Annotated in this window: 24 protein-coding genes and 4 pseudogenes; 15 read left to right on the top strand and 13 right to left on the bottom strand. The window is 55.9% G+C overall.

Going from position 1 to position 25,220, the window contains the following annotated elements; genetic code table 11:
• The first annotated feature begins 103 nt into the window (after nucleotides 1–103).
• From ACY9XZ_RS13360 to ACY9XZ_RS13345, 4 genes and pseudogenes are all read left to right on the top strand, one after another.
• Entirely contained in the window at nucleotides 104–451 is a 348-nt protein-coding gene (locus tag ACY9XZ_RS13360; RefSeq protein ID WP_463457514.1) for a transcriptional regulator, read from the top strand.
• Complete coding sequence (locus ACY9XZ_RS13355) at nucleotides 451–786, top strand: DUF7521 family protein (protein ID WP_463457513.1); 336 nt, start codon at nucleotides 451–453, stop codon at nucleotides 784–786. The genes ACY9XZ_RS13360 and ACY9XZ_RS13355 overlap by 1 nt, the downstream gene beginning before the upstream one ends.
• 158 nt (nucleotides 787–944) lie before the next feature.
• Nucleotides 945–1,124, top strand: coding sequence for a hypothetical protein (locus ACY9XZ_RS13350; RefSeq protein WP_463457512.1), 180 nt, complete (start codon nucleotides 945–947; stop codon nucleotides 1,122–1,124).
• Between the two features lie 588 nt (nucleotides 1,125–1,712).
• A pseudogene (locus ACY9XZ_RS13345) lies at nucleotides 1,713–1,910 on the top strand (hypothetical protein); the annotation flags it as partial.
• A gap of 127 nt (nucleotides 1,911–2,037) precedes the next feature.
• On the opposite strand, the gene ACY9XZ_RS13340 reads toward ACY9XZ_RS13345, so the two are convergent.
• Nucleotides 2,038–2,889 carry a DUF6544 family protein gene (locus ACY9XZ_RS13340; protein WP_463457511.1) on the bottom strand — a complete coding sequence of 284 codons (852 nt, stop codon included), beginning with the start codon at nucleotides 2,887–2,889 and terminating at the stop codon, nucleotides 2,038–2,040.
• 1,097 nt (nucleotides 2,890–3,986) lie between these two features.
• Between ACY9XZ_RS13340 and ACY9XZ_RS13335 the strand changes: the two genes are divergently transcribed.
• The 4 genes from ACY9XZ_RS13335 (at nucleotide 3,987) to ACY9XZ_RS13320 (ending at nucleotide 7,152) form a co-directional block, all read left to right on the top strand.
• Nucleotides 3,987–5,015 (top strand): Cdc6/Cdc18 family protein, encoded by a 1,029-nt coding sequence (locus tag ACY9XZ_RS13335; protein ID WP_463457510.1) that lies wholly within the window; start codon nucleotides 3,987–3,989, stop codon nucleotides 5,013–5,015.
• Between the two features lie 230 nt (nucleotides 5,016–5,245).
• Nucleotides 5,246–6,184, top strand: a complete 939-nt coding sequence (locus tag ACY9XZ_RS13330) for a hypothetical protein (protein WP_463457509.1) — start codon at nucleotides 5,246–5,248, stop codon at nucleotides 6,182–6,184.
• 3 nt (nucleotides 6,185–6,187) lie between these two features.
• Nucleotides 6,188–6,508 (top strand): hypothetical protein, encoded by a 321-nt coding sequence (locus ACY9XZ_RS13325; RefSeq protein ID WP_463457508.1) that lies wholly within the window; start codon nucleotides 6,188–6,190, stop codon nucleotides 6,506–6,508.
• Nucleotides 6,505–7,152, top strand: a complete 648-nt coding sequence (locus ACY9XZ_RS13320; RefSeq protein ID WP_463457507.1) for a ribonuclease H-like domain-containing protein — start codon at nucleotides 6,505–6,507, stop codon at nucleotides 7,150–7,152. Before ACY9XZ_RS13325 ends, ACY9XZ_RS13320 begins: the two co-directional genes overlap by 4 nt.
• Nucleotides 7,153–7,249: 97 nt before the next feature.
• Here ACY9XZ_RS13320 and ACY9XZ_RS13315 read toward each other — a convergent pair whose 3' ends face one another.
• Together ACY9XZ_RS13315 and ACY9XZ_RS13310 are read right to left on the bottom strand one after the other, a co-directional pair.
• Nucleotides 7,250–7,732: a hypothetical protein gene (locus ACY9XZ_RS13315; protein ID WP_463457506.1), complete on the bottom strand. Its 483-nt coding sequence runs from the start codon at nucleotides 7,730–7,732 to the stop codon at nucleotides 7,250–7,252.
• 2 nt (nucleotides 7,733–7,734) lie between these two features.
• Nucleotides 7,735–8,325 carry a DUF7342 family protein gene (locus tag ACY9XZ_RS13310; protein ID WP_463457505.1) on the bottom strand — a complete coding sequence of 197 codons (591 nt, stop codon included), beginning with the start codon at nucleotides 8,323–8,325 and terminating at the stop codon, nucleotides 7,735–7,737.
• 238 nt (nucleotides 8,326–8,563) lie between these two features.
• On the opposite strand from ACY9XZ_RS13310, the gene ACY9XZ_RS13305 reads away from it, so the two are divergent.
• Entirely contained in the window at nucleotides 8,564–10,714 is a 2,151-nt protein-coding gene (locus ACY9XZ_RS13305; RefSeq protein WP_463457504.1) for a type B DNA-directed DNA polymerase, read from the top strand.
• Nucleotides 10,715–10,990: 276 nt separating this feature from the next.
• Here ACY9XZ_RS13305 and ACY9XZ_RS13300 read toward each other — a convergent pair whose 3' ends face one another.
• From ACY9XZ_RS13300 to arsD, 5 genes are all read right to left on the bottom strand, one after another.
• Nucleotides 10,991–11,497: an arsenate-mycothiol transferase ArsC gene (locus tag ACY9XZ_RS13300; RefSeq protein ID WP_463457503.1), complete on the bottom strand. Its 507-nt coding sequence runs from the start codon at nucleotides 11,495–11,497 to the stop codon at nucleotides 10,991–10,993.
• Nucleotides 11,498–11,857: 360 nt separating this feature from the next.
• Complete coding sequence (gene hcsS / locus ACY9XZ_RS13295; RefSeq protein ID WP_463457502.1) at nucleotides 11,858–12,046, bottom strand: halo-CC-star protein HcsS; 189 nt, start codon at nucleotides 12,044–12,046, stop codon at nucleotides 11,858–11,860.
• A complete protein-coding gene (gene hcsL, locus ACY9XZ_RS13290; RefSeq protein ID WP_463457501.1) occupies nucleotides 12,037–12,405 on the bottom strand; it encodes a halo-CC-star protein HcsL in 369 nt (122 codons plus the stop codon). Before hcsL ends, hcsS begins: the two co-directional genes overlap by 10 nt.
• Nucleotides 12,402–14,327 (bottom strand): arsenical pump-driving ATPase, encoded by a 1,926-nt coding sequence (arsA, locus tag ACY9XZ_RS13285; protein WP_463457500.1) that lies wholly within the window; start codon nucleotides 14,325–14,327, stop codon nucleotides 12,402–12,404. Before arsA ends, hcsL begins: the two co-directional genes overlap by 4 nt.
• A 3-nt stretch (nucleotides 14,328–14,330) precedes the next feature.
• Entirely contained in the window at nucleotides 14,331–14,660 is a 330-nt protein-coding gene (gene arsD / locus ACY9XZ_RS13280) for an arsenite efflux transporter metallochaperone ArsD (protein ID WP_463457499.1), read from the bottom strand.
• Between the two features lie 434 nt (nucleotides 14,661–15,094).
• On the opposite strand from arsD, the gene ACY9XZ_RS13275 reads away from it, so the two are divergent.
• The 3 genes and pseudogenes from ACY9XZ_RS13275 (at nucleotide 15,095) to ACY9XZ_RS13265 (ending at nucleotide 18,300) form a co-directional block, all read left to right on the top strand.
• Nucleotides 15,095–15,484, top strand: a complete 390-nt coding sequence (locus tag ACY9XZ_RS13275; RefSeq protein WP_463457498.1) for an ArsR/SmtB family transcription factor — start codon at nucleotides 15,095–15,097, stop codon at nucleotides 15,482–15,484.
• Nucleotides 15,485–15,564: 80 nt separating this feature from the next.
• Entirely contained in the window at nucleotides 15,565–15,993 is a 429-nt protein-coding gene (locus ACY9XZ_RS13270) for a low molecular weight phosphatase family protein (protein ID WP_463457497.1), read from the top strand.
• A 633-nt stretch (nucleotides 15,994–16,626) separates the two neighbouring features.
• Nucleotides 16,627–18,300: pseudogene (locus ACY9XZ_RS13265) on the top strand (transposase).
• 493 nt (nucleotides 18,301–18,793) lie between these two features.
• On the opposite strand, the pseudogene ACY9XZ_RS13260 reads toward ACY9XZ_RS13265, so the two are convergent.
• A pseudogene (locus tag ACY9XZ_RS13260) lies at nucleotides 18,794–18,978 on the bottom strand (hypothetical protein); the annotation flags it as partial.
• On the opposite strand from ACY9XZ_RS13260, the pseudogene ACY9XZ_RS13255 reads away from it, so the two are divergent.
• Together ACY9XZ_RS13255 and ACY9XZ_RS13250 are read left to right on the top strand one after the other, a co-directional pair.
• Nucleotides 18,964–19,065 (top strand): annotated as a pseudogene (locus ACY9XZ_RS13255) (transcriptional regulator TrmB); the annotation flags it as partial. The pseudogenes ACY9XZ_RS13260 and ACY9XZ_RS13255 overlap by 15 nt on opposite strands.
• A complete protein-coding gene (locus ACY9XZ_RS13250) occupies nucleotides 19,062–19,280 on the top strand; it encodes a hypothetical protein (protein ID WP_463457496.1) in 219 nt (72 codons plus the stop codon). The pseudogene ACY9XZ_RS13255 and the gene ACY9XZ_RS13250, both read left to right, overlap by 4 nt.
• A 128-nt stretch (nucleotides 19,281–19,408) precedes the next feature.
• Here ACY9XZ_RS13250 and ACY9XZ_RS13245 read toward each other — a convergent pair whose 3' ends face one another.
• Together ACY9XZ_RS13245 and rdfA are read right to left on the bottom strand one after the other, a co-directional pair.
• Nucleotides 19,409–21,355, bottom strand: a complete 1,947-nt coding sequence (locus tag ACY9XZ_RS13245) for an archaea-specific SMC-related protein (protein WP_463457495.1) — start codon at nucleotides 21,353–21,355, stop codon at nucleotides 19,409–19,411.
• A 97-nt stretch (nucleotides 21,356–21,452) separates the two neighbouring features.
• Nucleotides 21,453–22,091 carry a rod-determining factor RdfA gene (rdfA, locus tag ACY9XZ_RS13240; protein WP_463457494.1) on the bottom strand — a complete coding sequence of 213 codons (639 nt, stop codon included), beginning with the start codon at nucleotides 22,089–22,091 and terminating at the stop codon, nucleotides 21,453–21,455.
• A 944-nt stretch (nucleotides 22,092–23,035) separates the two neighbouring features.
• On the opposite strand from rdfA, the gene ACY9XZ_RS13235 reads away from it, so the two are divergent.
• Entirely contained in the window at nucleotides 23,036–23,851 is an 816-nt protein-coding gene (locus ACY9XZ_RS13235) for an IclR family transcriptional regulator (protein ID WP_463457493.1), read from the top strand.
• Between the two features lie 13 nt (nucleotides 23,852–23,864).
• Here ACY9XZ_RS13235 and ACY9XZ_RS13230 read toward each other — a convergent pair whose 3' ends face one another.
• Together ACY9XZ_RS13230 and ACY9XZ_RS13225 are read right to left on the bottom strand one after the other, a co-directional pair.
• Complete coding sequence (locus ACY9XZ_RS13230; RefSeq protein ID WP_463457492.1) at nucleotides 23,865–24,929, bottom strand: 2,3-butanediol dehydrogenase; 1,065 nt, start codon at nucleotides 24,927–24,929, stop codon at nucleotides 23,865–23,867.
• An 81-nt stretch (nucleotides 24,930–25,010) separates the two neighbouring features.
• Nucleotides 25,011–25,220 (bottom strand): VOC family protein (locus tag ACY9XZ_RS13225; protein WP_463457491.1); only part of this gene is annotated, 210 nt, incomplete at its 5' end.

The raw sequence follows: 25,220 nt of genomic DNA, 5'->3' as shown, positions 1-25,220 counted from the left end.
CTGCTGTGGAGGACGCTATTGAGCATATGCAAATAGGGTGAGTACATTTTCAGAGTCAGAAAAACAGCAACCATACCAAGCATGCCTGCGAGAACGACTACGTGTGAGTGAGGATACCCGGTCGAGCGAGATTTACGCTCTCCTCGACGATGAATACGCTCGTGCTATCCTCACGTCAACGGACACGACTGCGAAATCCGCGAAAGAACTCAGCGAGGAGTGTAATGCATCGCTGCCGACGATCTACCGCCGCACTGAGCGCCTGATCGACTGCGGACTCCTCGAAGAGCAGACCAAACTCGAAGACGAGGGGCACCACCACAGTGTCTACAAGGCACGGCTCAAGCGGCTCACAATCGAACTGGATGATAATGAACTCAAGATCGACGTCGAAGAACGACCGGCCGAAAAGATGGCGGACCGTTTCACCAACATGTGGGGGGAACTCTAATGCACCCGCTTCAGGTTGACCCCTCATTAATTCCGCCTCACTATCTTATCCTTCTAGCCGTTACGTTACTCGCTGTTGCGATGGGGCTATTTATCGTCTATCAAGCCTACAAAGGGTACCGTAGAAATGAAAGACGGCAGATGCTGTTTCTCGCGGCTGGACTTGCACTCATTACGGTCGCTTCTCCAATAATATCGCTTATAATTTCGGCTGCCGCGTTACGTCTCAGACTAGATCTGATCGTGTTTACGTTCTACTCACCACTAGTGAGTAATCTCATCAAGATCATCGGTATCGGATGCATTATCTACTCACTTTCGTTACGTTCTAGGTAAGTGCGCTTGCGAAGTGTTTCTTCAGACTCTACGTGAAAATGGCTGCTAAATCCGTCGCATCGTCGTCACGACTTCCCGCCTGGTGACCCGCCACTGACAGCCGGTCCAGGTTGCCTCGATGCGCTCGAAGCCGTTCGCGTCGGCCATAGTGCCCGTTCATGCCTCAACACCTCGAACAGGCCCTCGCCGAGCTGGACCTCATTACCCGCGACGAACTCGCCGCCTGTACCAATGTGTATACGCTGACCGACGCTGGACGACGTCTGCTCCAGCGCCAAGCAGAAACATTCGCCAGCCTCTATGAACAGCCCCAACCCATCGTTGGAGGTGGCCAGTGAGTATTCATTATCATCACAACAATATCAAACATGTTTTATATTCCCATGATCGAGTAAAACCCGGGCGACCGTGGGCACAGAACGAGTCGCCCGGTTGTTGTCAGAGGCACGGACGGGTTCTGGGTCCAGTCCAGTTGGTGGCTCAGATGGGCTGTCCGAGCGAGTCGGGCAGTGACCCGAACCCGTTTAGAAAAAATGCACGTTCAACAATTAGTTCTTATGTCACCAGATGAGATGATTTTAGCCACCTGCGGACCCGGTTTGCTGTATTTTCACCGGTAGAATATAACAGCAACAGAATCCCGACTCCACCCAGCCGCCGTCAAAACGTACAGCTCCGCTGTCCAAAGCAGCAGAAAGATGGTGGGCAGCCATGGAATGGGGGGAGTGGCGTGTCCACCATCGGAAGTCGTCATTCACGACGACAGGTTCTGGACCCGGGCCAATCGATGAATCCGGGGTGGATTAAGGGGAGATGGAGCGGGGACCAGAACCCACCCGACTGGTCTGTGATTAGTAAACAAAATATCTGCGATATCCGTTCACCGTATATCGGTTCTCTGCCCAGCGGCCACTCGCGGAGAACCCATGCTCACCACCGGGAGGTGGCTCGATGACGCCCAGCCGACCGTCGCCGAGATCGTCGCCATCACGACCACCGACAGCGACCCCTACTTGTTCGTCTGCACCACCGACGACGAACTCGCCGCGGGCGTCTTGCTCGCGGATCTTGCGACCGAGACCCTCCACCGACTCCGAGCGTTCGAGCCGGACACAGCCACGCACTGAGAGCTGGCCATCGCTATCGGGCGCGCTGATGGCCCGCGCCGACACCACAGCCACGATCTAGCAGTCCTACTGAGTCGGACCGGGAGCATCAGCGACGTCTGAACTCTATCGCCGACGATAGGTTTTATTCCCCGTAGCTGATTTCGGTGAGCCGTCCCCGCCACGCTTCCATCTCCCCATCGGGCAAATGCCAGATTACCTCGCCAGCCGTCGGGACTCGCATTCCGTTCTGGGTCTCGTAGTCGCGCCAACGTCCGGTCCAGGGTGTCGGTTCATATCCGCCGTCCACACGTCGCCGGCGCTGTTCGGCGTGGACCTTCGACACCTCGTCGTCCTCGGTAAAATGGAACGTAAGTGTGGCGCTGGTGTCACCGTACTCGAGCGTCGCTTTCGCCGTACTCTCGTCGACAGGGCTCCACTCGACACCCTCGCTGGGCAAAAGTGCCGTCGGGTACCAGACCGCTTCAGCGAGATAGCGAAGCAACTCACCACGATTCAACTCCGGGTTCGCGTCGGCACCACCGAGCGGGATCAATCCCAACGCCGAGACTCTCGCACTTCCGTCCCCGCCGCAGTATCGGTCGCCAACCTGAATCTCGATCAGTGGCCAGAGTCCAACAGTGGCATTCCAGAAAAATCCAGGCGGGTCGGTCGTGACGTACTGGGTTGCGGTAAACGGCTTCCACGCCGATTCTGCACCTCCTGGTCGTAGCTCTCCGTCCTGTTCGAGGGCCACGGTTTCGACGTACTGCTGTCCCTCGTCGAGGACGTTGACAAAGTAGTCTCGCACTGGCTCCGGAAGCCCCTCAAAATCATCCGCGGTCACCGTCCGATTGCGTTCAGTCGTGGCCAACCGCCGAAGTTCGTTCCTGTGTTGTGCGGCTCGCCGCCGCTGGCGGAGTCGTCCCGCGCTGACAGCAGTCACTGTAGCCACAGTAACGCCGACAGCGATGCGGAGGGCGCGTGCGAGGCGCATACACGAAAGTCTATGTCCCGGCTCAAAAGGTTGACTCACACCGAACTGCGCGGCGACATCGGAAACGCTTCTATGGCGCTGACATGGGACTCCGATGGCAATTGCTGACTCCGCCCTCTGTATCCAGCAGGCCGCTTCTGACAATATCTCGGTAGTTCGCTGAATTGGTGTAAGATAGAGGGCGCATATACAGCACGCAAATGGTGATGCCCTCATCATCCTGACACGCAGCAGGGGGTCCTGGGAGATGGGCTTTCGTTTCCGCTGACTCGGTGCTTGAAAGGGCACGGATGAGGGGCCACCGGAGTCGCGGGGGTCGTCTGTGGTAAGATCGGAAATGGCTGCGAGCGCCCCGGTGTACCTTCTGGTCCGGTGACAAGAAAGACAGCCGTTTTTGCGGCCGCACCGAAGGACGAATATGGTCCTCGCCGAACTGACACACCTCATCGGGGATCATACACTGGCCTTTCTGTCCAAACCAGTCGTAGCGGTTGTTGGGGACGACGTCGTACAGGGAATCGCCGAGGTCGCTCGGCATAGATACATCCGATTCGGCCGCGCTCTCAGTATCAGGCGAGCGATCGACTCGGATGAGTACCAAACCGCTACGTCCGGCATAGAAGGACTTCAGACCATATTTGAAGATACATTCGAGCATCTCGCTGCAGAACATGAGACAAAGGAGGCTCAGGAGTTTGCCTCCGAAGTTTGCTCAGAGGTACTTACTGAGTATCTACCGCAACTCCGCCACCAACTCTATAGTCATGCGCAGCACGAACCATAGCGGAAACAGGTTGTTTGGCCAGCAACCTTCCCCATTACCACAGATAGCCTCGTTCCGGCAAAGGAGGTCTCAAGTGTGGGTTCTGAACCATGTAGTTGGTCGTGATTATCAGTGTAATCAGGACAACGCTTCAAGCTCGACTTTTGGGCGTCCTGCAGCTTTTCCGGAAATTCCGGAAACAACGGTTTGCCGGAAACGAAACCGCCTGACTATGGTGGAATCGATGAAACAGAGGAACTGTAGCTACTCAGTTTCCGGAAATTACCCAGCCACCATTATATACCGTGCTGGACAACCACTCTACTGATCATCTATGATTCGCGATGCTCGTGTGCTTCGGGCGGGGTTCATTCCGAAGGAAATCGAACATCGCGACGCCGAAGTGAACCACCTCTCCAGCGTTCTGGAACCAATCACGAACGGGGAACCCGCCGATACCGCCATCGTCACAGGCCCCAGCGGCGCCGGGAAGACGTGCATTTCGAAGTTCGTCACCGAACGGCTTCGCGAGGAGGTCCTGGACATTGAGACCACTTACGTCAACTGCTGGCGCAACTACACCCGATTCCGGACGCTGTATCAGATCCTCGACGATCTCGGCCAAACCATCGATATCCACCGACAGTCGACGCCCCACGACGAGCTTGTCGACCGTCTCCAGCAGTACGACGGGGCGCGAACGGTGATCATCCTCGACGAGGTCGATCAACTGGAGGATCCGGGCATCCTCTACGACCTGCACAGTTTGGAGCAGTTCGCGCTAGTCTGTATCGCCAATACAGAGGAAGCGCTGTTCAGCCGCGTCGACGACCGCCTCGTGAGCCGCCTGCGATCCAGCGAACACGTCCGGATGGACAAGTACCACGACGAACAGCTCTACGATATCCTCAATACCCGTGCGAAATGGGGTCTCGACGAGGACGTCATCACTGATGACCAACTCTATCGTATCGCCGATGCGGCCGCCGGCGACGCCCGGCTTGCGATAGGGATTCTCCGCACCGCCGCTAGCGAGGCTGACAGAGAGGATCACGAAACGATAACAGACGAAATGCTGCTGGACGCTGCGGATGATGCGCGGGCACAAATCAGGCAGACGAGCCTCGATTCGCTCACACCTGACCAGCAAACCGTCTACGAGATCGTTCGAGAGGATGGTCCGATCGGACCAGGAACCATCTACGAACGCTATCGCGACGCCGTCGATGACCCGCGAACGAAACGGACGGTTCGGACGTACCTCTCGAAGATGGTCCAGTACAACCTCCTTGAGGCCGATGGAACGAGCCGAGACCGTCAGTATTCCGTCGTCACCGAGCCAGTCAGTTCGCCGGCCAATTGAGTCACAGGTGGCGATGGACCACCGAATTTGAACTGGTACTCAATACTCAGTCCAGTTCGACCTGCTTTATTGGGTAGATTGTAGTGACCGATTCCGGAGAGTTTCGCGGAAGCGGACCCGAAACTCAAAATTCCGGACACAACAGCCTGTTCCAGATTGTTCCGACCGTTTTCCTGAAACGCGGAAGGGACACGCCGCAGGTTATCGGCTCCGTGGACCTCTATGCACGTATGGCAGACGACTCACCCTCGAATCGTTCGGAAGTTGCACAACCAACGCGAGGAGCTGACCGGAATCGATCCATTTCCAGCCACCCTGCCCAAGCAAGCGACGACATCCTTCTTCCCTCCCTCGACGACGGCATCACGCTGTTGGACATCGACGGCAGCCGCGGCGTGCCTATCCTGCAGTCGCTCGTGCTCGATCATCTCCTCATGCACGACGGTCCTGCCTTCTGGGTCGACGCCAACGGACACGCAACAACAACCGCACTCTCACGGATTGCCCCCAGCCAGCGGTTACTCGACCGGATCCAGGTTGCACGTGGTTTCACCGCTTACCAGCACTACGGCGCCATCTGTGATCTCCCCGGGGCAGTGAACAAGTGTATTCAGCAGTCGACGACCGTGGACAGTTCGCGAGGCCGACAGTTCAGCGGTCGCGATGAGGACACATCGCCGCACACCCCCTCACTCGTCGTCGCTCCAGCCATCGATGCACAGTATCGTACCGACGACACGCTCGGGGAGGCACACGCCGAGACACTCCAGGCCAGAGCACTCGCCAGGTTGGCCACATACGCTGACGGATACAACATCCCAGTGCTGGTGACCCGAAGCGAGCGGGATGAATTTACAGCGCCGGTCGCGATGGCCGCAGACCACCATCTGGAGTGCGAGCAAACCCGGATGGGGCCACGAATCCTCGGTAAGGACTTCGAGACGCTCCTCTACCCCGTCGACGACGGTACGTACTACCAGACGACGTTCGCGTACTGGCGGCAACTGCTCGCGGCTCGTGCCACACAGATCGGTATCGAACCGACGATGCCGGCACCGTCACCGCCGGATACCATCGAGAGAGATAGCACCGCTGACGGCGAGACGGTATCGGCCACTTCGGACCCCTTGCTCGACGCGTGGACCGCTGCCGGCGCTGGAGGGCAATAACCGATGGGGCGTACGAACCCGACGTATCGGGACGCACTCCGGGCTATCGAAGAGCGCTGGGCGGACTTCCGGCGGGCACTACGCCGTCGCGACAAACCGCACTTCGACCAGCTGTTCGAGTATGCCCGCGAACACGCCGACGCGAGCGGGTTGTTGAACCATCAGAACCCGCTTCTCCCCGCGCTAGTCAGCATCGACCTCGAACAGGAAGCCCGTCTCGATGACCACCAAGAGCGCCTGGCAGAGCTTGAACAACGGATTTCGGACGCGGAGCCCGACCGACAGCAGTCGGCAGGAGAAGATACCACTGGAGGGATGGAATGACGGAATTGACGACGATTGCCTTCGATATCGAGACGACGGGGTTTGGGCCCGACGATGAACTCACAGTCGTCGGGTTTGATTCGGTGGTTTCGTCTCACGTGTTTCTCAATACCGGCGGAACAACTCCGCCGGCAGCACTCACAGATCGAATAAACGACACGCTCCAGACACCAATCCAGCTCTCCGGCTACAACAACGAACAGGAACTCCTGGCTGAAATGGCGACGTTCGTTACATCGACGCTCTCTCAAAATGACGCAAAGCTCGTCGCGTACAACGGCGAGCGATGGAACGGCGGATTTGACTTGCCGTTTCTCCGAACCCGGCTCTGCTCGCACGGCCTCGAGTGGCCCTTTGGGACGCTGCCGTACGTCGACGTGATGGATGTCTTCGAGAAGCGCTTCAACACCAGTGAGGATACACTGGATGGTGTCTATGGTGAACTGATCGGTTCAGGATTGAACGACCTCGATCCATTTGACGATAGTGGGGAGGCAGTCACAGCCTGGGAGGAAGGTGCGTATGAACGCCTTCTCACGCACAACGTTGCCGATATCCGACGAACGCGGGCGCTAATGCAACTCGCAGAGCGATATTGCTCGAAATCGGATTTCTCGATGAAATCGCTCGACCCGATTGCCTGAAGTGCCCGGTCAATCCTTCGGCACTCAGTCTGCTCCGCCTGTAGGGGATCTCGCCGCTTAACGACAACTTCGTGAAAGCGAACGCCAGTATTGTGTCCTACGGTGGATTTTGGCCCGCATTGAGTGGGGCATACGAGTCTGTATGGTAGGCGACTCGCCAGAGTTTGAGGACGGCACGGGTAACCAACGCTCCGGGGGATTGTGTGATACAAGACGCTTCGACCTCGTCTGGAGCTGAACTCGCCTCGGGCGGTGGATGATAATGTTCTAACCCGGGGACATGAACATAGTCCTCTCCGTGAGGGTGCTTTCCCCAGCGAAAATTCACCTTGTCCGTGTCTGTGTAGTGGAACTTGTAGTCATTCCGCGTCGTCCATTGAATCTCGATTTTGGCCTCGTCAGCATCACACAGTCCATCGTCAAGCGCAACTTCGAGGGCTGATGGATTAAGATAGTCATCAAGTTCGGGTGTCGCAAGCGGTTCCATCTCCTCGATAATACCACGAATCGTCAGCAGCGCTGGACGGTCCGTGGCCCCACGAAGCGTGTGGGTTTCCGCTCGATCAGACGAATCCGACATCGTCAGGCAGGGACGCTATCGTCGGTTGAACGACGGTCGTCGTCGACGAATTGCTCGGCATTGCCGATCGAAAGAGCAGCGTTCGCGAACGCGAGGTTCCGACGGAGTGTTTTCCACTCACGAAGCGTCTCTGGATCGATCTCATGCTGTTGGGAGCCGGACTCAGCGAGTACCTGATTCGTCTGATCAACGGCCAACGCTTCGGGAGAGTCGACACCGAACTCAGACTGATACTCGGTGAGCTGCTCACGCATTTCCTGAATTCGCGTGACGAGTTCGTCGGTCGAGACCTGATCGAGGATGTCGGCAGCTTGCTCAACGACGAGCGATTCAGCCGAGCGGCAATAGAGTGTGCCACCGTGTTCCCCGGTAGTTGTCTCGACGAATCCCTCATCAGCGAGTGTGTTCAGGTGCTTTCGGGCGGTTTTCGGCGCCGTCCGTGCATCGTCAGCAACTGATTCTGCTGAAACAGCACTGTACGTGTGCGCAATGACGTGGCGAATGCGCTCGTACGGTGTTGTTTCAGACTCCCAGTCCTCTCCGACCGCTTCGCCGATGTCTGCAAACTCCTCTGGTGGGTCTCGGTCGTTCATATAGGGACTCAAGCTTTAGAGGAGTATAGTACTTTGGAAGCATACTATATTATTGCCTCAAGGAAGGCTACTTTTTACAACAGAGGCCAGCGTATACGATTCCCTGAAATTGTCCCGGAAGCAGGAGGCACCGTCAAAAATAGAAGAATATCGGTAACAGCGGTCTCAAAGCCGTTTCTCTGAAATCCGGAAGCCACACGGCATGGATTTTCACCGACCCAAATGTGTATGGATACAGATGCCGTTCACTATCGACTTCTTGGACGACGGGCGAGTCCTCGAGTGGGACGCCACCGCCGACGGCGCCGTCGCAACCGAACACGCCGACTACACGCCACGATTCTACGTCGCTGCTCGCGAGCCTGATACTGACATCGATCTCACGGCACTCCGGTCGGTCTACGATCAGCACCCCGACGTCGTCGCGACTGAGATAGTGACGCGGCGCCCCGGTTTCCGTCGCGACGAGGAGTCGGTCCTCGCCGTCGACGTCGATCACATCGACCGTATCACCTCGCTCGCACGGCAGGCACGCCAGCTGGACACGTACCCGGTCGGGGACCTCGCCTGTTTCAACGTGGATTTCTCGCGCGAGTTTCGGTACTGCCTCGAGGAAGACGTCGATCCAACGCCGGCAAGTGAGCTGTCAACGCTTCGACTCAGCGTCCCGGTGACCGAAACGGGCGCCGACACCTACGCCGAGTTGTCCGTCGCCGGCGACACCGTCACCGGCTCGCCGACGGATATCCTGACCGCCATCCAAGCAGCGCTCGAAGAGCGCGATCCGGATATCCTGGTCTGCTCGACGAGCGAGATCATCCCGACGCTGTACGAGATGGCCGCAGCCGCCGGCGTCAACGGATTCACGCTGAGCCGGGTGCCCGACGTCGACTACCAGCAACTCGCGAGCCGGTCGACATACTCGAGCTACGGCCGCATCGGCCACTCGCCGGCGCGGTACAACGTGCCCGGACGGGCGATCATCGACGAGAGTAACACGTTCTTTTACGGGGAGACGAACCTCGACGGCGTCCTCGATCTCGTCTCGCGGTCGAAGAAACCCGTCCAGGAGCTGGCGTGGGCGTCGATCGGGAACGTGCTGACCGCGATTCAGATCTGTGAGGCCCACGATCGCGGCGTGCTCGTCCCGTGGAACTCCTGGCGCCACGAGTTCTACAAGCCAATGGGGACGCTCCACGACGCCGACCGCGGCGGCTTCATTTTCGCTCCCGAGGTCGGCGTCCACGAGGACGTCCACGAACTCGACTTTTCGAGTCTGTATCCGAACATCATCTGCACCCGGAACGTCTCGCCGGACGTCATCCGGTGTGACTGCCACAGCGACCGCGACGACGTCCCCGGTCTCGGGTACTCGATCTGCGACGACCGGGGCTACCTCGTCGACGTGCTGCAGCCGATCATCGACGCACGCGACGAGATCAAGGCGGCCATCCGTCACGAACAGCAGCGGGACGATCCCGACGAGGAACGACTGGCGAAGCTCGAGGGGCGGTCCGGTGCGCTGAAGTGGATTCTCGTCGCTTGCTTCGGGTATCAGGGGTTCAGCAACGCGAAGTTCGGGCGGATCGAGTGCCACGAGGCAATCAACGCCTACGCTCGCGAGGTTCTGCTGACAGCGAAACACCGGTTGGAAGCCGGTGGCTGGCGCGTCGTCCACGGCATCATCGACTCCATCTGGGTGACGCCCGATCCCGATGTCGACGACGATGACCGCGAGGACCTCGAGGCACTCGCGACAGAGATCACGGAGGCCGTCGAGATTCAGCTCGAACACGAAGCACACTACGACTGGGTCGCGTTCGTCCCGCAGCGCGAGAGCGACGCTGGCGCGTTGACGAAATACTTCGGGAAAGAAGCTAGCAGTAAGAAGTTCAAGATCAGAGGCATCGAAGCGCGGCAGCGCTCGACGCCACCATTTATCGAGAAGATTCAGCAGGAGTGCCTGGAACGATTCGATGCCACTCGGTCGCCTGACGCGGTAATCGATCGTCTTCAGGATGCCGTCACGCGCCTCCATGCTGGAACAGTTCCAGTCGAACACCTCGTCGAACGGAATCGCGTCTCCAAGCCACTGGAGGGGTATACGCAGAACACCCGGAACGTGGCGGCGCTGAAGCGGGCTCGCGACCAGGACCTCGACGTCCATCCCGGACAGGATATCGAGTACGTGGTTGTCGACAACGAGAAGAACTCACGAGAGCGGGTCGCCCTCGCCCACGAGGAGATCGAGACCTACGACGCCTCGTACTACGAGACGCAACTCGTCCGAGCTGTCGAGAGCATACTGTCACCTCTTGACTGGGATCGGAGCGCCATCCGACGAGAGCTCAACAGAACACGTGTAGTCAGTATCACGGACTGGATCTGACGAACCTCTTCCCCCTTTTTCGAGTTGTAAACTTGTGACACCGGGGAGGGTTGAACAGCAAGAGAGCTGCAAAACAGCCGATTGGCGGATGTACGTGATAGCGTGGCTGAGTGGATAGTATTCTAACTTGTAACTGGGTATTCCAGTAGTTGAGACTCGGGCTCTCAATGCATACGGACTAATCTTTCCGCGGTTTCGTTCAGAGAGATGTTGGCAGGATCGGCGACTCAGTCGATTTGTGAAGTAATCGATGTGAGTTCGACCAGCTAAACTGAGTCAGAGTGATAAGGAATCTCGAATCGCCGTGATGACCCCGCCCGATGAGTCTGCACTGGCCCGCCTCTCGTCGGCGAGTCGTTCGAGTTCGTTGAACAATGTCTCTACTCGACGTTCAATTTCGTCCCGGACCTCACGGACTGTTTCCATATCTTGTCCGTCCGGGTTCACCAGATCCCACTCATGGGACTCAACGCCATACTGTGCGGGGTTGAATTCTGAGATTGAGCACCCCATCGTGACCAAATAATCAGTGTTCTTGAGGTCATCAAGACCGGCGACGTACTTGGGAGTCTTGTCTGCGATGTCAACCCCGACCTCTGCTATGGCTTCCACCACCTCTTCGTGGACCGTGTCGGCGGGGTCCGTTCCACCGGAGTGGATCTCAAGGATGTCTTCCAATCCGCGTTCAGCGCGCTCACGCTCTGCGAAGGCGGCTGCCATTTGACTTCGTCCCGCGTTGTGAACACAGACGAAGTCAAGTCGAATCTTGTCTATTGATGCCATACCACATACTAGTTGGGTCCAGACAAGAGGTCTGCTATGTCACGTATATAGTCATACATATTCTCGCGGAACAAACACTCAGTGTGAATTGCTACTTCACGACCGTCTCGGAGGAACGGAGCAGTGACTGAGTGGAGAATGTCTCTGTTGTACTGAGCGGATTGAAGGAGCAAAGAACGAGTATATGAACTATCTATGACGTTTTCTATTATTCAACAGTACTCCCCTTCTATCTCTACTAGAACCGTATTTTGGGTATTATCAGAATCAACGTCGTAATGGACAATTCGTTTTCTGAGACTGTCGTAGCGGACATCAAGCGTGTCCACTTGGGGACCAATTGTACATCGTCGGCGACTTTTAACAGCAGTCTCCAGTGTCACAGGCGTCGTCGTACTGAATCCCCGTCTTCTCGCTGATAGCCTCGTTGCACTGTATCAGTACTGTCTCGAACTCGAAGTCATCCACATCGGACTGCATCGCTGCGAGTTCCTCGCCGAGCGCTTCGGCCGCGTCTAACACGTCTTCATCAGTGGTGCTCAACAGCACCCACCCCCAGTTGACTGGGCGAACTGCCGACCGATCTGCTTGCTTATCACGTCGTTGGTGTCTTGGAGAAGTTCGACAAGTGCTTCCTGTGCTTTCCGATGGCGCTGAATCGTGTCGGTATCGTCCATCTCCGATTTGAGATCCTGGAGATCGCTCATGAGTGATTGGTCGAATCCACCTTGTTGCATCTGTCGTTGTTTTTGCTGGAAGTCCTGCAACAATGCCGATGCCTCCGAGTCCTCTTCAAGGGCTTCGCTGGCCTCAACGAACTCTTGATAGGTCTCTGAGCTGGTGAGTGTCTGCATGAATGTCCGGAGTTGCTCTTCAACGGCGGCCTCGGAGGATTGCCCTTCGCTCATGAAATGGTCACCTCCTGTTCTCGCTTCGTCAGGTCCGAGAGACCGGTAATCTCGTCACCGAACGCGCGCAGTTCGTCCAGCCCGACTGGTTCGTCCCGGCGCAGCGGCGCGAGCATCATCGGTGTCTCGAAGCGGTCTTTGATTTCGCCGAGGTATTTTTCCTGCTGAGCCCGCCGGTTCGCGAAGAAAGCGTTGTCGCCGTACTCCTCAGGCAGCAGGTAGTTCGCCACGACGAAGGCCGTCTCGATTCCGACCTGGTCTTTGAGGCCCTCGGCCGCGCGGTAGGCCTCCATCATCGGTGTGTATTCGGGGTACATGACGAACGCGAAGGAGCTCTGCTTGGGGTCCTGCATCGTCTCAATGACCTCATCGTACTGGTCGCCCTTCGCCGGAGCGGCCCCCTTAGTCAGCGAGCCGAGGTCCATGAAGCCCTTCCAATCGGACGGGAGTTCCAGCAGGCGGAGAGTGTGGCCTGTCGGGGCAGTGTCGAAGACGACAATATCGTAGCCGTCTTCCTGGAAGTAGCTGACGAACTTCTCAAGTGCAGCCATCTCCTCGGCGCACGGCGATTCCAACTCTTCCTCGACATTGGCGATGGCGGCCTCGACATCCAGTTCGGTGTCCTCCTTGTCCGCGTACATCTCCTTGACGTGGTCCAGTACCTGCTCGCGGTACTCTTCGAGGGCCTGCTCCTGGTCAATGCGGGCCGCGTCGAGATTCGTCTGACTGACCGACGTCGGCTCGTGGCCAACCGGCTCGCCGAAGATATCTTCGAGATGAGCGGCCGGGTCGGTCGTGACGACGAGCGTCTCGTAGCCGGCCTCCGCGAGCTTCGTCGCCGATGTCGCGGCGACAGTGCTCTTGCCGACGCCACCCTTCCCGGTGAAGAACAGGTAGCGGGTTTCCTCGCCGGGCGTCAACTGGTTGGCGACTGACTCGGGATCGGCCAGCGTCTCGACGTCGACTGACTGGTCGGTGTCAACGTCCGTAGCAGAACCGATGTCGACAGTCGCTTCCTCGCCGTCGTAGATGACGCCACCAACGTCCGAGAGCAGGTTTAGTCCGGCGATCTCACCGGGCTGGAGTGGGTAGGTTGCTGTGGCGTCGGCGTCGAACTCGGTTTTCGCCCGTTCGATGACTGCCTGTTCGTCCTTGCGTTTCCCCTCGAAGAAGGGGTCGTCACAGACCGAGTCGGGAAGGTAGCCGTTGACCACGAGCAGCTGTGAGTTGATACCCAGTTCGCTCAAGTCCGAAGCGCTACGCTCGATTTCGTCGAGCGAGGAGTCCTCGGGCTTGCCAACGAACGCGAAGGTCGTCTGCTCGTCGTCCTGCAGTGTGTCGATGGCCTGCTCGTACTGGGCCTTCTTGTCCTCCATCGAGGCGGCGGGGCCGATACAGGTTGAGCCGCCCTTCTCCAGTTCGGCGTTCCAGTCGGAGGGCAGTTCCATCAATCGGATGGTGTGGCCGGTCGGCGCAGTGTCGAAGACGACCACATCGTACTCCGGGCTATTCATGAAGTCGACGAAGTTGTCGAAGGCCGCGATCTCATCGACACATGGGCTGTTGAGTTGCTCCTCGACAGTTTTGATCTGTTCGTCGTCGAGCAGTTTCCGCATCGGTTCGATGGTCTCCTGGCGGTACTCCTCGGCGGCTTGATCCGGGTCAATCTCGATGGCCGAGAGGTTGTCGATATCGTTGATTTCGGTCACCTCGTGACCGATCTCCTGCTGGAAAATGTCCGAGAGGTTCGGCGCGGGGTCGGTTGTCACCAGCAGCGTCTCATGGTCGTTGTCCGCTAGCCACGTCGCCGTGGCACAGCTGACGGTGCTCTTGCCGACGCCGCCCTTCCCGCTGAAGAAAACGAATTCGGTATCCTCACCGCTCGGTTCGACGATTTCCCTGGCTCCAGTGTGTGTACTCATCGGTTACGCTTCCTGTGGGGGACTCTGCGCGTCGCTCAATTCGTTCGCGAGTTCGTCGTAGGAGAGATACTCCGATTTGGCGACGATGTCGCCGTCGACAACGGTAATCGGCAGTATCGATGGACCGTTCTCCTGAACCATATCGTAGATGCGCTGGGTGTTCAGAAACTGGTCGATGTTGTGTTGCATATTTGCCCGCGTCACCTCGACATCGTACTCCTCTTCGAGTTGATCAAGGGCGGCACTGACCTCGACGAGTTCGTCGTTGGGGTCCGGTCCACAGACGCCGGTGGAACAACACATCGCTTCTTCATACAGGGTGAGTTCAGTCATAGTTTTTGGGAGTCGTTCAATTGAATTGGTGATACACTTGAGTCAGCTTCAATCGTATCGGAACTATTCTGTCGGATTCAATTGAACGTTAGTTCATATATACTTCAAGCCTTCGGTCAGCCTACGGTTACGTCTGGTGCCCGCAATTCGTCATCAGGGCCTTCCTTACTCGACAGCATGGACCGGGCGGCCTGACGATCTAAGTGCACTTTCTGTCCTGTTTTTTCGTACTATTCAGTCAGTTCGAGCGATTTCTATACCGTACTACTGGTCTCTCTCGGCCTCATCTCCACGCCAATGAAACCGATTAGGTGTTACTGTCCTCTGAAATACTGATTTGAATGAGCAAATACTAAAATAGCGCCGTTGTGATGTCACTATTTCCCAACCCCTACTCCACAACACTTACTTTACTATCTCCTCAATATATGGGTATGTCATCAACAGAGCGTTTACAGCGCTATCTCTCCGATGAATGCGGTCGCTGCGGTGATGCGGAAGTGGCCCAGCGCCTCGCCGAACTCGAAGAACTGGACGCGGCGGCGGGCGGCCCCAATCTTGAATCGGACGTAAGTGTGTTGTCCGCGCTCGCCAATGAAACGAGGTACAAAATTGTCCGGATTTTGCACATCGCTGACGGAGAGCTCTGTGTCTGTGAGTTCTCACCGCTGCTGGATGTCAGTGACAGCGCGATCAGTCACGCACTCTCCCAACTCACCGATGCCGGACTTCTCACTCGCCGGAAAGACGGGAAGTGGCGGAAATACCGAACGACAGCACGGGCAAACGCGCTGCTGGTCGCACTCGACGGGTCTCGAAAATGAACGGTCTACAACTAAGAGCTGTAGCTACCACGTTAGTTCACAGACGAGAGTTTATCACCGACACGCCGAAATGAGTGCCTATGTCTGATAACTCGACAACGAAATTTGGCTTTGTCTGTGTACAGAACGCCGGCCGGAGTCAGATGTCGGCAGCCTTCGCCGAGCAGGAACGTGAGCAGCGGGGTCTCGAAGACAGCGTTGAGATACTTACCGGTGGGACACGGCCTGCTAATCACGTGCACGAAGAAGTTGTCACGGCCATGCGCGAACTCGATATCGACCTCTCAGACCGGACACCTCGGAAAGTCTCGACAGCCGAACTGGAGTCATGCGACGTGGTCGCAACGATGGGCTGTTCGACCTTGGAACTCGACGCCGAAACCGTTGATGTCCGCGATTGGGCACTGGACGACCCTGATGGGCAAGATATGGAGCGTGTCCGTGAGATCCGAGATGATATAGCTCACCGTGTCAAAGACCTCTTCGACGAGTTCTCCCCCAGAAACTAATATAGTCAACGTACTTTCGGTGTGGTGAGCGGGCCGTACTTACTTGTGGAAATTCTGGAACCTCGACAAACCCTCATTAGCGTCACACATAGGGTGTCATGAAACAGTTCGCAAGATAGTTTGTTCCGCACTTTTGAGGGAGAACTACCCGGTCAGTACGTCTGCTTACTGAGCGGATGGAATATTCAACCGATCGATTAATCGAAGGAAGAAATCTCGGTGAAAACTATGTGTGTTTATTGGTGTCGTGGGATGATATTAGGATAATGAGAAAGAGTAACACGCCAGCAGTAGCGGTCCGAAACGACCTCCCTTCTGCCAACGAAGACGTGGCGAAACTCCGTCTTAAGTTATCTCACCGCAGTCTTGGAGCGTTAGAAGAGGCAGGGTTAGTGAGAGTGGATAGGGAAGAACAGACTGTAAAAAAAAAGGACCAAATTTCAACGATGAGGGAACAAGAATTAGCCTGTATTGAGCGAGCAGAAGGGGTGAAAGATTGGGTATGGGAACTGTTGTATGACGCCCTCTCACACAGTTTAGGACCGTATAGATACCAAGTCTATGTGACACAGAACAACTCTTGTGCTGGCAAGTTAGACGGATTCTTGGGCCTGTCGTGGCCAGCATCTCCTAGTGGTTACGAGTTGTGACTCTCAACGCAGTGTCTTTCGACGGATCGCACAACAGTCATACAGTGAGTGGCCAGCATATGAGTCGACACCACTGTACGACCGGAGTTCACTTGGCGGCCTCAAAGAAGACATCCGGACCGTTGCCTCCACATGGTTCGACCATGAGACCCACCACTCCGTCGACGAGTTCGTCGTACACTACCCAGTAGCATACTTTCAGTTTCGACCACACGACCGGTATTCGGGACCCACCCAGTACGAAATGGCGCAACTGTTTCGCGTCTTCTTGTTCAAAGAACTTCACGGTTGGACACACGAAACGGCACTCCTCACGTACCTCAGCCACCACCCAGAACTCTGTGAGCAGTTAGGCTTGACGACGGTCCCAAACCAGTCGACACTGTGGCGCAGCTGGCACGAACGGTTCACTACAGAACTTCGTGAGACAATTGAGGCAGTTGCGCGGACGATTCTGATCAAAGCCCAAAATGCGGATGTTGCTGTTCCGCGCGAGCCAGAACGGAACTTTCCATCACAAGATGCTGAAGAAGAACCAGACACTGGTGACCAAGCCCTCCTCAACGAAGCGGCATCGATTAATGACCACATCAGCCGCATCGTCTTCCCAGCGTTTTCACTGAATCGTGACGACGGCTGTGAGATCCATGAGAACGCGTATTGGGACTTATAAACGCATCTCGGACTGCGAGAGCGGTTGGCTGCTAACGAAGGGGCTCGCAGTTTCGTCTATGAGTCGACCAGGGATAGGACGCCGTTGGGGCACGTCCATCGCGATCAGATTCGTGATCTCTCGGTTGAACAGGTTCGAGAGATGTACCGCCGAGCCGTGAATCGATTACTGGGTGAAGTCGCAGAGACAGAGGAGTTCTTTCGAGCTGGGATTGTCGCTATCGATATTACGGAAGCCGACCCGTTCACAGGCGATAGAACCGGGCATGAAGATGAGATTATTGGGACAAAAGAAAAGACCGATGAGTACGCCTACCAGTGGGCGACAGTCCAGCTGGTCGGCAACGCTGTCCCAATCGTATTGGATGCACGGCCTGTACGAAAAGGCGAATCACGGAAAGAGATAGTTGAGGATCTGCTGGATTCAGCCCAAGACGCCGTTCACGTCGATAACGTACTGATGGATCGGGAGTTCGACAGCCAGCACATTCTGGAGATGCTCAGCCAACGAGGGCTTTCGTATGTGGTACCGAAACGAATGCAGACCAGCGAGAAAGCCCAGGCCAAACGCCTGCTCCAGCGGGATCAAGACCGATACGAGACTGATAGGAAACTGCATCTCGGGAAGAACGAGTGGCACGAGACGACGCTGATCTACCGACGCAAAGACGATTCTGAGCATGATGATTACCGGCAGTACTCGGTGTTCATGTCGAATCATGGGGGTAGTTTCCTCACCGAGTACGGCTATCGCTGGGAGATCGAGAGCGGATACAAATCGATCAAGCGGTTCATGGCTGCGACGACGTCGAAAGATTTCGGGCTGCGATTCTTCTATTTCGCGTTTGCGTGCCTGCTGTACTCAATTTGGCGAGCTGTCGACCTGCTGGTTCAGGTCGAATTGACTGGTGAGTACGAGCATTCGCCGATTGTGACGGCCGATAATACGCTGACGCTGTTGAAGAAGGAAACTGGAATCGGGTAGAGAGGAGACTCAATCTGGGATAGCACGGTGTTTGAGTGGCTACACTACAGAAAGCAATCGGAGTTCGGTGATATAGTCAGTAGTACATCAATAACGGGTGATTGAGAGCTAATCTGAAGCTGTCTTCGGTCACTTAATCGTCCAAATACATGCATTACAGCCCCGCTAAATCCGCTGTAGTCTCAACTTCCCGGTATTAGAGACAAAGCAAACATATCGTCTAGCTCAGCCAGACGATTGATCTCTCGAGATGTAGATAACGACTGCATCTCGTTCGTGGTTCCCAGTTCAGGTATTATCACGTCTTACCCCCCTCTACGCCAACTTCTGTTAACTCCACGATCCCAACACGGCGTCTGACGTGGTTGTTCCCCACGACTTACAACTCGAAAAGGGAGGGTGTCCTACGATTTCTTTGTCGCCGGTACCATCGATGATGCGGAGACGGTGGGGAAACGACGGAAACATGGGGTGGGTGTCTCTTCTTCGAGTCTTACTCGTCCGGGTTGACTGGGTCTTTTACTTGGAGGTCACTTTATCGCCCTCCCGCCACTGCCAGTAGTAGTAGCGATCGTCGTTGATCTCCTTGCACGTAATCGTTGCCTTGGCAGGGATGTTGTCCGGGAGATCGTCTGGTCGCTCCCCTACTGGTTCCTCGTCAGCCGACTCCCCGAGACGCACGGCGAGGTCGACGACGACCGGCACCCGGAGTGGGATGAGTTCCAGAAGCTGGCGGCTGATTACGAGGTGGACATCCCCCAATGAGGCCAATATGTGGACGCGAATATATCGAGGACGAGATCCAGCGGATCGGGGAGGGGCTATCTGAACCGCTCACCGACTATCTGATCGGTGGCGGCGCGCCGTCGCTGCGCGCCCTCAAGGAGGCGACGAAAGATATCGACCTGGTAGTCGCCAACGGTGACGCGTACGACCATCTGTGGCCAGTCCTGATGGACCTGGGGTATGCGGAGGTGTAATCGCTGGATGCCGACTATCGGGCGATAGGCGCGATCAGCTGCGTCGAGAACAAGAATAGATACTGCCTTGCCATCCTCAATCAAAAGTGCGAACAAGCCCGGCCTATTAATATCTATTTCGGGGGCGTTTAGCCCTCAATTTCCGTCACTCGAGTGTAGTCGTCGTCCAACGCGTTCGCATCTTCGGGAAGGAGCGCGACGAGGAGGTATTGACTGTAACTCTGGAAGTACTCTGTGAGCCTGGCGATCCGCTCCGCGTCAATCGCCTCCAGTGAGTCCAGCAGCATGAACGGAACTGTCTCGTAGACAGCGTGGGTCAGATATCCGGCCAGAGCAAAGATGAGGCCGGTAACTTCGCGCTCACTCTCACTGAGATGGTCGACAGTGTCTTCGTAGGCCACGCCGTCGGGTGTGTTTCGCACAACGTGTAACTCAAAGATCGATTTTGAGACCTTTCGGCGACCGTCTCGAACCTCGGTTTCGCGCTGTTCAAGCCATATCCGGTCGATGTTATCGTATCCGAGTCGATCAAGAATCGCATCCATGTGCCGATTGAATTCCTCGACGGCATCTTGCTCGATACGCTCGATTTTCGTCCGGAGGTCAGCTATCTCCTTTTTGTTCTCTTCAATCTCGGCTCTGATCTGGTCCTCGTCATCGATTCGCTGTTCAATATCCGCTATCTCTTCTTCTATCCGTTCGCGCTCGTTCTCTAACTGACCTAGATTGTACTCCAGCTGGTTCGCCTGCTTATGGAGTGATAGAACTTCGTTTCGTTCTTCGTTTTCCTGCTCATCGATTTCGGCCTCGATGGCTTCGATGGCATCGGTGAGCTCGTCTCTGCGCTGTTGTAACTCCGTGATACGGTCTTTGCTCTCGTCGATATTCCGCTCGGCCCGTTGAAGTTGCATATCGAGCTTTTCACGGCGCCGTTTCTGTTGTTCCAGTTCCTGTTTTTGTTCTCTGAATGACTCGATGTCCGACTCGATGTCCTGTACCTCTTGGAACTTCCGCTGCCGAACAGCCTGAAGCTGGTCAACGGTCGCGTTGATCTGCTCGCGTTCGACCGTGCTCCCACACGTCCAGCATTGGATCGTCTCGTCCGGAAGGAGCTGGTCTGTAACCGAATCATCGTTGACCCCATCGAGTTCGACTGTCGAGAGGACGCCGTCCTCCTCCAGCATATCCTCGTTGAACTGGATGATGCTCTGGAGCTCACTGAGTTCGGCTTTGACCTCCTGCTTGCGTGTCCGGAGTTGGTCAAGCTCCGCTTCGATGCCGCCGAGTTCGCCGGCTGGGACGTCGGACAGCTCCGATAGTTCCGCCTCCACGTCGTGGTACTCAGACTTCAGTTCGGACAGACTGTCCTGTTCAGTCTCTAGATCGTAACGGACATCCTCGAGCTCGCCCCGCTTCTGTTGTAACTTATTGAGTTTCTCCTCGAGTTCGTCTTTCTCCTGCTGACGCTGCTGTACGTCGGTGTCTTTCTCTCTGAGTTCCGATTCCAGTGCTTCCAGCTCAGCCCGCTTCTCGTCGATTTCCTCTTGGAGACTCACACGCTTTTGTTCCAGCGACGGGAGCTGCCCTTTCAACGAATCAATCTCCTCCAGTTCTTGCTCCAGGTCGTCCTGTTGTCGTTTGAGGCGATCGAGTTCGTCTTGAATCTCGTCAGTATCGATTGGCCGCATGATGATCTCTCGGAGATCATCGTTCTGGGCGATGGCCTGTCTCGCCTCATTGTTCTCCAACAGGAACGCGAAGAGATCTGCGACAGTCGCGTCCTCTAAATACGGTTCGCCACTCGTGACGACTGCCGTTCCATCTCGCTTGAGAGTCCGCGTATACGTTTCGCCGTCGATGGTCAGTTCGACGTACCCCTCGTCGGCGTCGCCTTTGATCGCGGCATCGTCACTCCCGACTACGGCCATCACTGCGCTCAAGAGGGACGTTCGATTAGTGGCGTTGTTACCGACTAAGAGCGTCACCCCTGGTTCGAACGCCACAGTTGCACGTTCGATTCCCCCGATGTTTTCAACTGCGATTTCGGCTTTTTGGCCCGTCTGTTCGGTGCTCATACTGCGCTATTCCTCCCCGCTATTATAAGATCTATCGAACTACTGTCGTCTCTGCCCACACTGTCGAGTGAGCGAGTAATCGGCGCCATGTTCAGGCTCATTCGGTTCCAAGTTGACTGCAGTCACACTTCTTGTCACTAAGAAAAGAAATGACATCCTTTTGTGCTCCACAGTTCTCACAGATGACGCGGACGTCAACGATGACCTGAAACTCGTCCAGCGACACAGCACCCGAATCTTTCAACGCAGCGATTTTTGTCTCGACCACGTTCGAGACACGACTTTGCAGGCGCTGTATCATCTCTGTTGTTGATGTTACGGGATCGGTATCGTTATCGTAAGTTGCGTTCCGATACTTCGTGAGATAGGTCCGTATCGATTGGTACGACACGAAATCGTCTTGAAGTTGATCGACATCAATCCCTTCCCGCTCAAGTTGACGTCGCACTCGTGTCTGATTCGCTCGACTCACAGATTCGTCCGTCAACAGCCGGTACGTGTTCTCTACTTCCCCATCTAGCGTTTGCATATCGGTTCGTTCGAGTTCCTGTTTCAGGAGCTGTCGATTGAAGAAATCCGCGAGCGAACGAAGGCTTCGGCGCCGGTCCGGGTCATCAGTCGTCCATAATTCTTCCAGTTGCGGACCGATTCCCTGTAATCCGTACTGGTCAATGAGGCGTGCGACTTTGCTCGAGCGCCCTCTCGAAGAATTCTGCCCGTCGTTTGCGGAGGTCATATGTTCGAGAGGGCGCTGAGACAAAAATGTCTTTCTTCTCTCCCAAATATATACTATATCTTATAAGTATTAGAAACAGTAGGAATTAGATAATATAGCTAAAACCCGAGCTGGATGGAAAGATAATTAGGTAGGATTTTGATCACGGGATGAAGACGACAATCTCGTAATATATGGATAAAAGCTGGTGGAAAAGTATTATATTGGGTATCAAAGAGAAAAATTAAATACAATATCTAAGTAGGACTGTCGAAGAAGCTGCCCCCTTCTGCCCCCTCCCTCTGTTATTAAAAATATAGAGAATACTTTGATATGCTATAAAAAATCTACTGGTGCCTATGGCGGACGACATCTGGGATGCGCTATGGTTCATTCGAACATAGGACGAGAGGGCGTGACTCTAATAACCATAACAACGTTACTATTGTTACGGAAAACTTGGCTACTACATAGGACCGATATTCCCATCATTCAGGATGGCGTCAACCATATTGACTTTTACTAATAGATTCTTTCTCTCTGTGACAGTACACCAGGGGTTTGGTCACATATCCCGAGATAATCTTGATGAACACTTCGCAGCGCCCGAGATTATTAGGCCCAAATGCAATAATAGCTACTTCTTGTAGATATTCATTCATTATACTAATCGTAAAACCACCAACGTTGCAAGCACTGGTGACATTCCTCTGTATCTCTCCGTTGGTGACCCACGTCCGCTGGTGCGGGACGCCGTGGTTCGGTCTGAGGTCATGCGTGGATCTGTTTCTTACGTCCCTTCGGTACAATACGACCCATTCAGTTCCCTGGCATGAATTCACATATCTCTCTGCAGGTGTCGGAATCCGTGTACTTCCGCTGAGGATCGATTTCTTCTGGTAAACAGAATTCTATATTATTTATAATGGGTTAATTATATACCGAAACCGTTCATAGAGAGTGTTATGACCCAGAACCCAAACGCTCAGGACCGTTCTGAGGGCGGGCCGCGAGTGAAGGCGGTCGATACCTCCGTCGAGATCATCGACACGATACAGAGCCTTGGTGGGGGAAAGGTCACTGAGATCGTCGAGGAAACTGACTTATCGAAGGGGGCGGTGTACAAGCACCTCTCGACGCTCAGGGCTCACGACCTCGTGGTGAAAGACGGGAGTCAGTACAATCTGGGCTTCCGGTTTCTCGATTATGGCGGTTGGCTCCGGTCTCACTACGTGGCTTCTGAAATAATCAAACCGCAAGTACGAGAGATCGCCGAGGAAACTAACGAGGTCGCGATGTTCGCTATTCAGGAAAACAGCCGTATAATCACGCTGTTCCGAGAAAACGGGAATCAAGGCGTGTCGACGCGGACACGCCTCGGTCGTCGGCTCTATCCGCACCAAACTGCCGGCGGGAAAGCAATTCTTTCACAGCTCCCCGAGGAGAAGGTTCGGTCTGTGCTGGAGACGACGGGCCTCCCGAAAGCGACCGAGAACACGATTACCGAGGAGAGCGAACTCCATGAGGAGCTGGACACGATCCGAGATCGCGGCTACTCGTTCAACATGGAGGAGAGCACCAAGGGGCTGGTCGCCGTTGCGGTCCCGCTCGTTCCTGACGACACTGTTATCGGGGCGTGCTCGGTTGCCGGTCCACGGCACCGAATGGATGAGAGTCGCTTGGAGGACGATATCGTCGGGTTGTTGCTGAGTGCGGTCAACGAACTCGAACTGAACATCACCCACTCTCAGGAATCCGTTGGTATGCTGCGGTCACCGTAACAGACCGTCGGTCTCAGGGTTCGACGAGAATCTTCACTTCTTCACTGCCCTCATCCAACAGCGCTTCGAAGCCGGAGTCCACAATGTCGTTGAGAGCGATTCGGGAGGTGACCAGCGGCTCGGGATTGAAGACACCGGTCGCAAAGTTCCGAAGCGTCGTCCCGAACTCGCGGGCCGAGAGTGGGCCGCCCTCATATGCGGCCGTGCCTACGACTGCTTGCTCTGGCATCACGATATCGTTCGGATTGATCTCGACTCCATCTTCGAAGAGGCTCACAATGGTCGTTGTGCCACCGGATTTCGTCGTCTGGAGCGCCTGATTGACCGTCTGCTCGACACCGGCGACCTCGAACACGGTGTCGACGCCGCCGTTTGTCTCGCGGGTGATGTACTCCACGGGGTCCGTTTCGAGGGGATCGATTACCTCGTCTGCACCACACTCCGCTGCGAGTGCCCGCCTCATCCCTTGCGGTTCAGAGACGTACACCGGGCCCGCACCGGCGGCCAGTGCAGACTGCAGGACGGTCAGCCCAATCGGTCCGCTCCCGTAGACCGCTACGGAATCTCCGGCACCCAGACCCGACTGTGCGACGGCGTGAACGCCCACTGTGAAGGGTTCGACGAGTGCAGCGAACTCCGAGGGTACGTCTTCGGGGACGGGGACGACCTTCTCGGCGGACACGACAAGGTTCTCCGCGAATCCGCCGCCACCGCCAGAGAGACCAACGAACCCGCCAGAGCTGCAGAGCCGGTAGTGCCCTTCGTCGCAGTATTGGCAGTCGCCACACCAGACGATGGGGTTCATGACGACCCGGGTCCCGACGTCAATATCAACGTTCTTCCCGGCTTCACTTACCTCTCCGGCGAGCTCGTGCCCCAGCGTCACCGGTAACTCCTCACCGGTGACCGGATGTGGCTCGTCCGGAATCGTAATCGGGCCACCGACGTACTCTCCGAGGTCCGACCCGCAAATCCCACAGGCCGTCACGGAGATACGGACATCATCCGGGCCGACGCTGGCTGGTTCGATGTCTTCGATACGGACGTCTTTCTGACCGTAATAGCGAGCGGCTCGCATGCTGCCCATCGGTTGTGAGGCACACACAATAAACGTTGAGGGGGCAGAAGCCGGTAGCCCTGAAAACCAGTGCGTACTACGTCAGTTAGTTTCGAGCGGTGGGAGTATTTCGGCAATGCGTTCGACGTCGACTTCGAGCCAGTCGGGAGCTTTGAGTTCCTCGCCGTAGTTTTCGGGGTCCTGGTCGATGTCGAAGCCGGGGCCGTCGGTGGCGTACTCGAAGACGGCGCCGCCGGGTTCGGTGATGTACCGCGAGTGGAAGTAGTCCCGATCCTTCGTCGAGGTGGTGAT

The organism is Haloarcula sp. HT12, assembly GCF_055271655.1.
This window is presented reverse-complemented; position numbering and strand designations above follow the sequence as displayed.